The 13,378-nt window shown below is 68.2% G+C and carries 8 protein-coding genes; 4 read left to right on the top strand and 4 right to left on the bottom strand.

Going from position 1 to position 13,378, the window contains the following annotated elements; all coding sequences use genetic code 11:
* Positions 1-584: 584 nt before the first annotated feature.
* Positions 585-1,628 carry a glycoside hydrolase family 5 protein gene (locus GSQ95_RS09840; protein WP_158895191.1) on the top strand — a complete coding sequence of 348 codons (1,044 nt, stop codon included), beginning with the start codon at positions 585-587 and terminating at the stop codon, positions 1,626-1,628.
* 77 nt (positions 1,629-1,705) lie between these two features.
* Positions 1,706-2,089 carry a glycine cleavage system protein GcvH gene (gcvH, locus tag GSQ95_RS09835; RefSeq protein ID WP_158895189.1) on the top strand — a complete coding sequence of 128 codons (384 nt, stop codon included), beginning with the start codon at positions 1,706-1,708 and terminating at the stop codon, positions 2,087-2,089.
* A gap of 78 nt (positions 2,090-2,167) precedes the next feature.
* Here gcvH and GSQ95_RS09830 read toward each other — a convergent pair whose 3' ends face one another.
* From GSQ95_RS09830 to GSQ95_RS09815, 4 genes are all read right to left on the bottom strand, one after another.
* On the bottom strand, positions 2,168-2,482 hold the full coding sequence (locus tag GSQ95_RS09830) for a DUF2388 domain-containing protein (protein WP_017639490.1): 315 nt from the start codon (positions 2,480-2,482) through the stop codon (positions 2,168-2,170).
* 73 nt (positions 2,483-2,555) lie between these two features.
* Positions 2,556-6,899, bottom strand: a complete 4,344-nt coding sequence (locus tag GSQ95_RS09825) for a PAS domain S-box protein (RefSeq protein ID WP_158895187.1) — start codon at positions 6,897-6,899, stop codon at positions 2,556-2,558.
* Positions 6,900-6,938: 39 nt separating this feature from the next.
* Positions 6,939-8,720 (bottom strand): GspE/PulE family protein, encoded by a 1,782-nt coding sequence (locus GSQ95_RS09820; protein WP_158895185.1) that lies wholly within the window; start codon positions 8,718-8,720, stop codon positions 6,939-6,941.
* 188 nt (positions 8,721-8,908) lie between these two features.
* Positions 8,909-10,258 (bottom strand): inorganic triphosphatase, encoded by a 1,350-nt coding sequence (locus GSQ95_RS09815; protein ID WP_158895183.1) that lies wholly within the window; start codon positions 10,256-10,258, stop codon positions 8,909-8,911.
* A 170-nt stretch (positions 10,259-10,428) separates the two neighbouring features.
* Here GSQ95_RS09815 and argE point away from each other — a divergent pair, with 170 nt between their 5' ends.
* Positions 10,429-11,589: an acetylornithine deacetylase gene (argE, locus tag GSQ95_RS09810; protein ID WP_158895181.1), complete on the top strand. Its 1,161-nt coding sequence runs from the start codon at positions 10,429-10,431 to the stop codon at positions 11,587-11,589.
* A gap of 163 nt (positions 11,590-11,752) precedes the next feature.
* On the top strand, positions 11,753-13,051 hold the full coding sequence (gene argA, locus GSQ95_RS09805) for an amino-acid N-acetyltransferase (protein ID WP_158895179.1): 1,299 nt from the start codon (positions 11,753-11,755) through the stop codon (positions 13,049-13,051).
* Positions 13,052-13,378 lie beyond the last annotated feature (327 nt).

The raw sequence follows: 13,378 nt of genomic DNA, 5'->3' as shown, positions 1-13,378 counted from the left end.
TCTTGTGGGGCTCGGGCAGGGTGGGTGACGGGCCATACCCGGCTTCGCGCTGCAGCCGCGCGGTCTCGCCACAGCCGAGGAGGGTCACGGCGGCCAGGGTCACGGCCAGGGTACGCAGGGGCGGGCGCGCGTTCAGGGGCATGGCAGGGCTCTCGCGAAGGGCTCGCAGGATAGAGCGCGGCGTCCAAGGAACGTTCCGGGCCAGGTTCTAGAGCACAACCGGCAGGCTCGTTCCGAGCGGTTTTGGAAATGACTGCTTTTGGTCTGTCGGTCTTTTTGCGTGCTGAGGCTCCTCACCCGTCCTTTTATGGATACAGAAAGTCTTGTCGATTCAAGGCGTTAGCCTGACTGCGCTGGCGCCTGTGGAAAAGTGGCGGCTATCTGACGCGAATTAAAGCGTAACCGGCTGTGTTTGCAGGGAAAAATTTCTAAAGCTGGCGGCTGGGACGCCGATAGCTGCCCCAACAATGACGACGAAGTCGCACCCAGTGGCGCCGCAACCGGACGCGGTCGCCTGAGCTCGCCTACGCCAGAACCCGCTAGCTTGCGGGGGCGGGGAGTCTTTCTCTTTCACAGGTGCAGTCATGCAATCCCTTACCCGGCGCTGGCGCCAGTTTTCCCTGCGGCTGGCCGGTACCCTGGCCCTGAGCAGCGCCTTCTTCGGTTCGGCCCAGGCGGTCGAGCTGGTCGGTCTCAACTTTTCCGGTGCCGGCTTCGCCAGCCAGGTGCTGCCCGGTCTCAACAACCGCAACTACATCTTCCCCAGCGAACAGCACTTCAAGGACTGGAGCGCCAAGGGCATCAAGCTGGTGCGCTTTCCGATCATCTGGGAGCGCATCCAGCCCAGGCTGAATGCCACGCTGGATCCGGACTATGGCGCCCTGGTCACCCAGACGCTCAACTATGCCCAGAAGTACGGCGTCAAGGTGATCCTCGATCTGCACAACTATGCGCGCTATCGCGGCGAGGTCATCGGCGCCGGCAAGGTCAGCTATTTCAACTACTGGGACGTGACCTATCGCCTGGCCTTTCGCTTCGGCAAGCATCCGGCGCTCTTTGGCTACGACATCATGAACGAGCCCCACGACGCCGTAGCCTTTTGGCCGACAGCCGCCCAGCACGGCATCAACGGCATCCGTACCGTGGACAGCGTTCATCCCATCATCGTCGAGGGCAACGGCTGGTCCAGCGCCGCCCGCTGGCCGCAGTGGAACGACCCCCTGCTGGCGCTCAAGGACCCGGCCAACAAGCTGATCTTTTCCGCCCACGTCTACTTCGACAATGACGGCGGCGGCCAGTACGCCAGCAAGGACATGAGCGGCTTCGACCCCATGGTCGGGGTGAATCGCGTCAGGCCCTTCGTCGACTGGCTAAAGAAGAATGGCAAGCAGGGCTACATCGGCGAATTTGGCGTGCCGGACGACGATCCGCGCTGGCTGGTGGCCATGGACAACATGCTGGCCTATCTCAAGCAGCACTGCATTCCGGCCAGTTACTGGGCCGCCGGCCCGGGCTGGGGCAACTACAACCTGGCGGTGGAGCCCGTCAACGGCGTGGATCGACCCCAGTGGGCCACCCTGAAGAAGTACGTCGACAACCGCAGCTGCGCGAGCATCGGCCCCAATTAAGCCCTGCCAGCGATGGCGGTCCCCGGGGTCGGCAGGCTACCCTTGCCTTTTAACCGTGCCAGCCCCGAGGACCTCTCATGAGCCAGATTCCCGCCGACCTGCGTTATGCCGCCAGCCACGAATGGGCCCGCCTGGAGGCCGACGGTAGCGTGACCGTCGGCATTTCCGACCACGCCCAGGAAGCCCTGGGCGATGTGGTCTTCATCGAACTGCCGGAAGTCGGCAAGACCCTCGCCGCCGGTGACCAGGCCGGGGTGGTGGAGTCGGTCAAGGCGGCCTCGGACATCTATGCCCCGGTGGGCGGCGAGGTGATCGCCGTCAACGAGGCGCTGGCCGACGCGCCCGAGCAGGTCAATGGCGAGCCGTACGGCGCCTGGTTCTTCAAGCTCAAGCCGCAGGATGCGGCCGAGCTGGACAGGCTGCTCGACGCCGACGGCTATCGCGCGGCCAGCGAAAGCTGAGGCGCCGTTCGCCGTCCTGAGCCCGGATAAAGAAGAACCCCGCGCGGCAGGACCGGCGGGGTTCTTTTTTGCCTGCCCTTACTGGGTCAGGATACGCATGGCGAGGTCGTTGTCGCTGGCCTGCAGGCCCGGCTCGGCGGCGCGCATGTCGCGCAGCGCGGCTTCCAGGTACGGGCCGCGGATCTGGCCGTTGCTGGCCAGGTAGGAGCTGGCGTCGTCCTGGGTGGCGGCGACGATCTTGTGGTCGTCACGGCTGGTGGTATAGAACGAGCCGGAGGTTGCCCCCAGGGTCGCGGCATGCCGCCAGAACCGCGCGTCCGCATTGGCGGCGGTGGTCGCGGCCAGCAGCGGCAGACCGATCAGGGAAACCAGAGCAAGCTTCTTCAGGCGCATGGATGAGATCTCCTTCTTGAGGTCTCCTATAGAGAGCTCAGACGTCCGCTGAGTTCCAGAACTCTGCATCGGCCTAGCGCTGGATCATGCTGTGGATGCGTTCGGCCAGGGCGTCGATGTCGAACGGCTTGATCAGCATGTCCATGTTCTCGCCGAGGAATTCGCCGCGCACCTTGGCGTTCTTGGCATAGCCGGTGATGAACAGCACCTTGAGCTCGGACCGCCGGCCACGGGCGATCTCGGCGAGCTGGCGACCGTTCATGCCGGGCAGGCCGACATCGCTGATGAGCAGGTCCAGGCGCTGATCGCTCTCGATGATCGGCAGGGCGCCGTCGGCATCGCTGGCCTCCAGGGCGGTGTAGCCCAGTTCGGCGAGCACCTCCAAGACGATCATGCGCACGGCGTATTCGTCTTCCACCACCAGCACTGTCTGGCCGGCCTCGGCACGGGGCGCGACCTTGAGCGTCGGCTGATCGGGGCTGACCGCCGCCACCTCGGGGTGGCGCGGCAGGTAGAGACTGATGGTGGTGCCCTGGCCCTGTTCGGTATCGATGCGCGCGGTGCCGCCGGACTGCTTGACGAAGCCGTAGATCATCGACAGGCCGAGTCCCGTGCCCTGGCCGGCCGGCTTGGTGGTGAAGAAGGGCTCGAAGGCCTTGGCCTTGACCTCCGGCGGCATGCCGGTGCCGGTGTCGGCCACGCTCAGGCGGACATAGTCGCCGGGTGTCAGGGATTCGCGCGCCGCCGCCTCGGCGTCCAGGCTGAGGTTGGCGGTGGCGATGCACAGCGCGCCGCCGGCGGGCATGGCGTCGCGGCCATTGATGACCAGATTGAGCAGGGCGTTTTCCAGCTGGTGGGTATCGCTGTGGGCGAGCCAGGCGACCGGTGCGAGATCCAGGCGCAGGGCGACGTTTTCGCCCACGGTGCGCACCAGCAGGTCCTGCAGCGAGGCGACCAGCTGGTGCACGTCCACCGGCTGCGGATCCAGGGTCTGGCGGCGGGCGAAGGCCAGCAGGCGATGGGTGAGGGCGGCGGCGCGGTCGGCCGAATTGACCGCGGCGTTGATGTAGCGATCCAGATCCTGGGTGCGGCCGTTGGCGATGCGCAGGCGGATCAGGTCGAGGGCGCCGACGATGCCGGTGAGCATGTTGTTGAAGTCGTGGGCGATACCGCCGGTGAGCTGGCCGATGGCTTCCATCTTCTGCGACTGGCGCAGGGCTTCCTCGGTGCGCTCGCGCTCGTAGATCTCGGCGATCAGCCGCGCGTGGCTGCGTCCCAGCTCCTGGGTCCGCTCGGCGATGCGCTGCTCCAGCTGGTCGGTGGTCTGGCGCGCCTCGGTGACGTCCACGCCACAGCCCACCAGACCGTGGAATTCGCCGTCGAGCTCCAGGCGCGGGGTGCCCTCCAGGCGCAGCCAGCGCCATTCGCCCTGGGCATTGCGCACCCGCACCTCGGCGCGCAGGGCGCTGTGGGTGGCGACAGCCTGCTTGAAGGCGCCCTCGAAGGCCGGACACTCGCTGTCCGGGAGCAGGGCGCTCCAGCCCTGGTCGTGCAGATCGGCGTCGTGCAGATCGAATTCGCTGGCGAAGCGCTGGTTGACGAATTGCAGCTGGCCGTCGGCATCGCAGGCCCAGATCAGCACCGGGGCACTGTCGGCCATGAGCCGGAAGCGGCCCTCGCTCTCGCGCTGGGCGTCCTGGGAGCGCTGCCGGCAGATGGCCGACCAGAGCCGGTCGGTGACATCGCGCAGGAATTGCACCTCACCTTCCGTCCATAGCCGGGCGCGCTGGTCATGGGCGACGAACAGCGCGCGCAGGCGGCCATCCTCGTAGAGCGGGATGTCGACCAGCGCCGCGATCTCCAGATCGAGCAGGCGCTGGGCATTGGCCTGGGCGCGCGGGTCCTGGCTGACGTCGTCGATGACCAATGGCGCTGCGCCGTCCTGGTTGCCCAGGCGGTCGGGGGCGAGCAGCGGATAGGCCAGGGCCTGGTCGAAGCTGCCGTTGGGCGTCCACAGCTGCTGCGGGACGAAGGCGCCGCTGCCCTCGTCGAGGCGGGCATAGCCGACCCGGCGCAGGCCCAGCCGGGTGCCGACCAGTTCCAGGGCGGCGGCGACCCCGGTGCTTTCCGGATCGCCTTCGCGCAGGCGATCGCCCAGCTCGATCAGGGCATGCTGGCGGGCTTCGGCTTCGCGGCGCTCCTCGATCTGCCGCCGCAACTGGCGATTGGTCTCGCTGATGCGGTCGGCGTCGTGGCGTTCGCGGGTGATGTCGCGCGCGATACCCACCAGTCGCCGGCGCCCACCGGGCTCCAGGCGTTCACGCCCGCGGATGCTCAGCCATACCGACTCGCCCTGGCGCGAACCTCGTACCCGAAAGGTCAGCCGCAGGTCGTAGGCGTTGCCACCGCCCTGGATGGCGGCCGTCACATAGGCGCGTACCCGGGGCGCATCGGCCGGATGCAGGGCGTGCAGCAGGGCTGCGCCGCGCATCGCGCAGCGGCGCTCGCCCGCCCCGACCAGATGGGCGAGGCGGGTATCCCAGCTGATCAGGTCGCGGTCGATGTCATAGTCCCAGACACCAAGGTCGGCGACGTCCATCGCCAGGGCGATGCGCTGCTCGGCCAGGCGCAGGGCGTCGGCGGCGGCGGTGCGTTCGATGACGATGCGGATGCGCTCGGCCACCTCGCGCACCAGGGCCACGTCGCCGATGGTCCAGTGACGCGGCGTATCGGCATAGAGGAACAGCAGACCGACCAGCTGTTCCTCGGCCAGCAGCGGCACCACCAGGCCGGCGCGAACGCCATGGTCTACCAGTTGGGCGCGCATCTCGCCCAGGCGGCTGTCCTGGGCGCTGTCTTCCACGCTGACGATGATGCCGCGGCGCAATTCCTGCACCGCCGAGGTGTGCCAGTGACCCAGGCTGGGCAGGTTGAGACGATGGGTTCGCCCCTGTTCGAGCCAGTCGCTGTCGATGGTCAGGCTGCCGTCGCGACCGACCCGGGCATAGCCGATGCGCTGCACGGCCAGCAGATGGCCGAGGCTGTCGCCCAGCACCGAGGCGACTTCGCCGGTGTGGGTCACGCCATGCAGCAGGTCGCCCAGTTCGAGCAAGAAGCGCTGGCGATCATGGCTGCGGATGCGTTCGCTGAGATCGACGAAGGTGCAGATGGCGCCCTGGACCTCGCCGTCGCGCCAGAGCGGCTGGGCGCGCCATTCCACCGGCAGCAGACTGCCGTCCTCGCGCAGCAGGGCGTCGGCGGACAGGTGCAGGGTGGCGCCTTCGCTGGCGGCGCGCTGCAGGGCCCGGGCGCCATCCTCGCTGCGGGCGGAGCTGAGCCGGGTGTCCAGGCGCTCGCCGAGGATATCGCGTTCCTCGGGCAGCCCGAGCATCTGCCGGAAGGCGCGGTTGCAGAGGGTGGCGCGCCCTTCGCGATCCAGGGCGCAAAAGCCTTCGTGGGTCGATTCGAGCAGCAGATGGGCAAAGGCCTCGCTCTCCCGCAGCGCCGTTTCCGCCCGCTTGCGGCTGTCGATGTCCTGGGCCACGCCGACCCAGTGCTCGATCTCGCCGCTGGCGTTGGTGAAGGGCATGGTGCGGGTTTCGAACCAGCGGTAGTGGCCCTCGGCGTCGCGCAGCTGCAATTCGAGGCTGCCGGCGACTCTCTGCTCGCGCACCTCGCGCCAGCGCCGCAACAGCTGCGGACGCTGCTGGGGATGGATGGCAGCGGTCCAGAGATCGGGATCGGCGACCACGTTGGCCGGACTCAGGCCGCTGTATTCGTACCAGTAGCGATTGGCGTATTCGAAGCTGCCATCGGGCCGCGCGAACCAGATGATCTGCGGATTGACGTCCATCAGGGCGCGGTAGTGGGTTTCGTCGAGGGTGCTGTGCCGCACCGGCGCCGCCTGCAGCCGGGCCTCGAACAGGCGCAGCACCTGGCGCGCCAGGCGTTCGAGGCCGGTCAGGCGCGCGGCGCTCAGTTCGCGCGGTTGCCAGTCGAGCACGCAGAGCGTGCCGAGAAAGACGCCTTCGGCCGTCCGCAGCGGGGCCCCGGCATAGAATCTCAGTCCGGCCGGATCCCTTACCAGGGGGTTGTCGATGAAGCGCGGGTCCTGGCTCAGGTCTTCGATCTGCCGCGCTTCCCGGGCGGCGTGCAGGTGCTGGCAGAAGGACAGGGCCAGGGGGATTTCCGCCACGCCCAGGCCGCGTTCGGCGATGAACAGCTGCTGCTGTTCGCCCAGCAGGTTGATCGCGGCGATGGGGGTGTCGCAGAGGGTGGCGGCCAGTTCCACCAGGTCGTCGAGCGCCGGCTCCGGCTGGCCGTCGAGCAGGCCATAGGCCGCCAGGACCTCCTGGCGGCGACGTCGCTGCTCGGCGTCCTCGGCACCCACGGCAGGGTTCACGACGATTGTCTGCACGGCTGGCTATCCTTGTTCCGCTCGCGGGCTGCTGGGGCGCTAACGTTCGCTCTGGGGCGTGACGCGCAGGACTTCTTCCACGGTGGTGAAGCCGGCGGCGATCTTTTGCGCACCGGACAGCCGCAGGCTGCGCATGCCTTCCTTGAACGCCTGCCGCCGCAGCGCGGTGATGTCGGTATCCGCCGTCACCAGTTCGCGCAGACTATCGGAGAGGGTGAGGATTTCGTATACCCCGGCACGACCGCGATAGCCGGTGTCGCGACATTCCGGACAACCCACCGGCTGCATGGCGCCGGTCGGCAGCGGCGCGTTCCAGGGCTTGGTCAGCTCCTGCCAGGTGGCTGGGTCCAGCTCGGTGGGCGTCTTGCAGGCCGGGCAGAGGGTGCGCACCAGCCGCTGGGCCATGACGCCCAGCACCGTGGCGCGGATCAGGTAGTAGGGCACGCCCAGTTCGATCAGCCGGCTCACCGAGCTGGGGGCGTCGTTGGTGTGCAGGGTGGAGAGCACCAGGTGCCCGGTCAGCGCCGCCTGGATGGCCATCTCGGCGGTTTCCAGGTCGCGGATCTCGCCGATCATGATGATGTCCGGGTCCTGCCGCATCAGCGCCCTGACGCCGCTGGCGAAGGTCACCTCGATGTTGTGCTGCACCTGCATCTGGTTGAAGGCGTCTTCCACCATCTCGATGGGGTCTTCGATGGTGCAGACATTGACCTCGGGCGTGGCCAGCTGCTTGAGGGTGGTGTACAGCGTGGTGGTCTTGCCCGAACCGGTAGGGCCGGTGACCAGAATGATGCCGTTGGGCTGCCCGGTCATGCCGGCCCAGCGGCGCAGGTCGTCGGCGGAGAAACCGAGCTGGTCGAAGCTCTTGAGCAGCACGTCCGGGTCGAAGATCCGCATCACCAGCTTTTCGCCGAAGGCGGTGGGCATGGTCGACAGGCGCAGTTCGACTTCCTTCTCGCCGGCCATGCGCGTCTTGATCCGGCCGTCCTGGGGCTTGCGTTTCTCGGCGACGTTCATCCGGCCGAGGTTCTTGATCCGGCTGACCACCGCCAGGGTGACCTGGGCGGGGAACTGGTAGACGGTGTGCAGCACCCCGTCGATGCGAAAGCGCACCGCACCCTGTTCGCGGCGCGGCTCGACGTGGATATCGCTGGCGCGCTGCTGGAAGGCGTACTGGAACAGCCAGTCGACGATGTTGACGATGTGGGCATCGTTGGCATCCGGCTCGCCATCGGCGGCGCCGAGATTGACCAGCTGCTCGAAGTTGCCGACGCCGCTGGTCTTCTGCTCCACCGCCGAGGCACCGGTGACCGAGCGGGCCAGGCGAAAGAATTCCTGGGTATAGCGGGTGATGTCGGCGGGGCTGGCCACCACGCGCTTGATCGGCCGCTGCAGCACATGGGTAAGGTTGCTCTCCCAGCTGTGCACGAAGGGCTGGGCACTGGCCACCGTCACCTCGTCCGGACTCACCGCTACGGCGAGTATCTTGTTGCGCTGGGCGAAGGCGTAGGACATCAGCGGGGTGACCGAGGCCACGTCCACCTTGAGCGGATCGATGCGGTAGAAGGGCTGCCCCGAATACTCGGCGAGCCAGCGGGTGAGGCTGTCCAGGTCCAGCTTGCGCCCTGGGCGACTGAGGTCGTCCACGCTCTGCGCCGCGAGGAATTCCAGCGGATGCTGCTGCGGATTGGCCGAGCCACGGCGCAGGAGCAGGCACTGCTCGGCGGTCTGCTGATCGATCCGCTGCTGGCTGACCAGCTCGCGCAGGATGTCGCCCAGGTCGAGCCAGCGATCAGCGGAAGGGGAAGCTATGGCGGACATCTGGACTCCTTGGAAAGGTGGTCGCACCGGGGTGACACCCGGCGCCAGACCGGGGGCGACCCGCCTGCCGTACCCGCCAGGTTGGTCGCCTCCTCCAGCATAGCGATTTTGTATTAAGGAATCGCTCGCGGCCTTGTGCCATCAGGATGGACGGCCGGATGCGCCAGCCGTTCCCGCCGTCCGGCGGCTCAGGCCAGGGCTTTCCAGGGCGCCAGGCCATGGACCAGGCGCGCCTGTTCGGCGACCCCGGCGAGATCGCCATGGGCGCTCAGCGGCGCCAGTTTGCCCAGCTCGCCATACAGCCGATCGGCTTCGGGCAGGTCCAGGGCGCCACGCGCCAGGTGCAGCCAGACCTGCATCCGCTCCAGCCGCGGCAGCTGCTGCTGGATCAGCTCGGGTTCGGTAATGGCGCGCAGCAGTGGCAATTCGGCCGCTTCCTGGGCCAGGAAGCGCGGCAGCCATTGGCCGAGCGGGGTCACGCCCTGGCGCTCGCCCCGGCCGGTGCGACCCTGGATCCAGGCGCGCTCGTGCAGCCAGCGCGCGGCGCGCAGGGAGAACAGGCCCCAGCGCGGCTGTTCCAGTTCGGTGGCGAAGCGCTGCGGTGCCTGGCGGCGGGCCTCTTCGTCGTCCTGGCCGATGGCGGCCAGTGGTCGCCAGTCGGCGAGCAACTCGTCGAGGGCCTGGCGCAGGTCGCGGCTGGTGGCCCGCGGGGCGGCCTGGCCGAGACTGCCGAGCAGGGCGCGCAGGTCGATCAGCTGGTGCACCCAGTCCACCAGCAGGCGCCAGTGGCCGTTCCAGCGATACTGTTCGGCCAGGCGCTGGCTGCCGGCCAGCAGGTGCCAGCCGAGGCGGGCGACGGCTTCGTCCAGCGGCGTCTCGGCGTCCAGTTCCGGCGCGGACAGATAGAGGGTGTAGCTTGCGGCATCGTGCAGCCGATAGCCGCGTTCGGCCTTGCTGATGTCGCAGGGCATCAGCGGGAATTCGGCGGCCAGCTGCTCGGCCAGTTCCAGCAGCGCGGCCGGTTCACCCTGGCGCAATTCCAGCTCGACCTCGGCGATGGCCTCGCGCTGGTCGCCGGCACGCACCTCGCCCTGGTCGAGGGCGACCTCGATGATGGTCCGGGCCTTGCCCCGGCCCCAGGCGATCTCCGCGGCGTCGCGGACGAAATCGGTGTCGAACACCGGCTGCAGACGGCGCAGGTCCAGGTCGGCCAGCTCCGCCGGCCAGCAGCTGTCGTCGAACAGCGCGGTGTCCAGGGTGGCATCGGCCAGCGGCCATTCCCATTCGTTGCGCTCGGACAGCCCGGCCAGGCTCTGGCCACGGCTCTTGAGCGTCTGGATGAAGCGCTCGCCATCACGCCGCACGCGCAGGGCCACCTTGGCATGGGCCAGGTCGCGGGTGTCGGTGTCGTAATAGCAGTTGGAGAGTTCGTGGCGCTGCCAGCCCTCCTTGCAACGCTTCTTCAGCAGCGGATGAGCGCGCAGGGCGTCGAGGGTGGCCGCACTGGCGCGCAGCTTGATTTCGGTTTCTTTGGCCATTGGAGGATCCTGGCGCCGGAAGAGAACGGTCCGGCTCCGTGCCGAGCGCGTCATGACGACGGACGGCGAGAACGTGGGCGCTAGTTTAGCCCGTCCCGCCCCCCTGGCGCATGAAGGTTTCATCGCGCAGCGGATGGCGCCATGATGGCGGCGTGACCAGGAGACCCCGCATGACCCTGCCCGCGCTGAAAGCTCTGTTCTCGACCCTCATCGCCGAATCCTCGGTGAGCTGCACCCAGCCGGCGCTGGACCAGTCCAACGCCGGCGTCATCGCCCGCCTGAGCGACTGGTTCGGCGCCCTGGGCTTCGCCTGCGAGACCCAGGAGGTGACCCCGGGCAAGTTCAACCTGATCGCCACCCTGGGCAGCGGGCCGGGTGGTCTAGTGCTGGCCGGCCATACCGATACCGTGCCCTATGACGCGGCGCTCTGGCAGGCCGACCCTCTGCGTCTGCGCGAAGCCGACGATCGCTGGTACGGCCTGGGCAGTTGCGACATGAAGGGCTTCTTCGCGCTGATTCTCGAAGCCGTGCGCGAACTGGATCCGCGCCAGTTGCGCCAGCCGCTGATCGTGCTCGCCACCTGCGACGAGGAATCCTCCATGGACGGCGCCCGGGTGCTGGCCGAAGCCGGCCGCCCCCTGGGCCGCGCCGCGGTGATCGGCGAACCGACCGGACTGCGGCCGATCCGCCTGCACAAGGGCATCCTCATGGAGCGCATCGACATCCTCGGGCAGAGCGGCCATTCCTCCGATCCGAGTCTGGGCCACAGCGCCCTGGAGGCCATGCAGGCGGTAATGGGCGAGCTGCTCGACCTGCGCGCCCAGTGGCAGCGCGAATACCGCAATCCGCTGTTCCTGGTGCCCCAGCCGACCCTCAACCTGGGCTGCATCCATGGCGGCGACAACCCCAATCGCATCTGCGGCCAGTGCGCCCTGGAGTTCGACCTGCGCCCGCTGCCGGGCATGCAGCCCGAAGCCCTGCGCCAGGCCATCCGCGGACGGCTGCTGCCCGTCGCCGAACGCTTCGGGGTGCGGATCGACTACCAGCCGCTGTTTCCCGCCGTGCCGCCCTTCGAGCAGCCGGCCGAGGCCGAGCTGGTGCGCCTTGCCGAGCGCCTGACCGGCCACACCGCCGACGCCGTGGCCTTCGCCACCGAGGCACCCTATCTGCAGGCGATCACCCAGGAGGTGCTGGTCCTCGGTCCTGGCGACATCAGCTGCGCGCACCAGCCCGAGGAACACCTGGCGCTGGCGCGGATCGCGCCCACCGTCACGCTGCTGCGGCAGCTGATCGACCACTATTGCCTGGACGAGGCCGCGGCCGTCCGATGAACAGACCCGCGCGCCCGGCGTGACTTTTTGTAAACTCCAGGCGGTCTACTGAGGCTGCCTGCCCATCCGCTCCCTGTCGAGGAACCCCCGTGCTGCGACGACGCTGAACGCCCTGCCTGCCCTCGTTCACCCTCCCGCCTATCCACCAAGGGTCTTCGTCTCGATGCACGATTACGTCAACTGGCTCCGCCACGCCTCGCCCTATATCAACGCCCACCGCGACGCCACCTTCGTCGTCATGCTGCCCGGTGGCGGCGTCGCCCACCCCAACTTCGGCAACATCGTCCACGACCTGGTGCTGCTGCACAGCTTGGGCGTGCGCCTGGTGCTTGTGCACGGCTCCCGTCCGCAGATCGAATCGCGCCTGGCCGCCCGCGGCATCGAGCCGCGCTTCTACAACGACCTGCGCATCACCGACGGCCCGACCCTGGAAGCGGTGATCGATGCCGTCGGCAGCCTGCGCAGCGCCATCGAGGCGCGCCTGTCCATGGACATGGCCGCCTCGCCCATGCAGGGTTCGCGGCTGCGGGTCGCCAGCGGCAACCTGGTCACCGCGCGCCCGGTCGGGGTGCAGGACGGCGTCGACTTCCACCACACCGGCGAAGTCCGCCGCATCGACCGCCGTGGCATCGGCCGGCTGCTCGACGAGCGCACCATCGTGCTGCTCTCGCCCCTGGGCTATTCCCCTACCGGCGAGACCTTCAACCTGGCCTGCGAAGACGTCGCCATGCGCGCCGCCATCGACCTGGGCGCCGACAAGCTGGTGCTCTACGGTGCCGAACCGGGCCTGCTGGACGAACACGGCGCCCTGATCCGCGAGATCGGCCCGCAGCAGATCCCCACCCATCTGGCGCGCCTGGGCAGCTCCTACCAGGCCGAACTGCTCGACGCCGCCGCCCAGGCCACCCGCGGCGGGGTGCGCCGCTGCCATATCGTCGGCTACGCCGAAGACGGCGCCCTGCTCACCGAACTCTTCACCCGCGCCGGCAGTGGCACCCTGGTCGCCCAGGAACCCTTCGAGACCCTGCGCGAGGCGACCATCGCCGACGTCGGTGGCCTGATGGAACTGATCCGCCCGCTGGAAGAACAGGGCATCCTGGTGCGCCGTTCCCGCGAGGTGCTGGAGCGCGAGATCGAGCAATTCAGCATCGTCGAACGCGAAGGCCTGATCATCGCCTGCGCGGCGCTCTATCCCATCGCCGACTCGGCGGCGGGCGAGCTGGCCTGCCTGGCGGTCAATCCCGACTACCGCCACGGCGGCCGCGGCGACGCCCTGCTGGCGCGCATCGAGCAACGCGCCCGCGAGCGCGGCCTCGGCACCCTGTTCGTGCTCACCACCAAGACCGCCCACTGGTTCCGCGAACGCGGCTTCGAGCCGAGCGGCGTGGAACGCCTCCCCGCGGCCCGGGCGTCGCTATACAACTTCCAGCGCAACTCGAAGATCTTCGAGAAGGGCCTGTAAGGGCGCGCTCGTGGGTTAGGCTGAGACGGCTGCATCGTCGAAGCCCAACGGTGCCAAGCCCCTCGTCATCACGGCCATGGGCCGTGATAGCGCCAGCCCCAATCGAAACCGCTCCAAGGTGGAGCTGGCCCTTCCTGCATCGATACCGGAAGGCGCCCTCATCAACCATCGTTTCGTCCGCTGGCGTTTGGAGACGTAGCGTGGAAAACCGCGTAGCGTTTTCCACTGGTAGGCACCGCAGTTATCAGTGGACAAGGCCTCGCCGTTGTCCACGCTACGAGCTACGAGCTACGAGCTACGAGCTACGAGCTACGAGCTACGAGCTAC

The organism is Pseudomonas sp. BAV 4579 (assembly GCF_009765395.1).
Classification (GTDB): Bacteria; Pseudomonadota; Gammaproteobacteria; order Pseudomonadales; family Pseudomonadaceae; genus Chryseomonas; species Chryseomonas aestiva.
The sequence above is the reverse complement of the archived record's forward strand: the minus strand, read 5'-3'. Positions and strand labels throughout refer to the sequence as shown.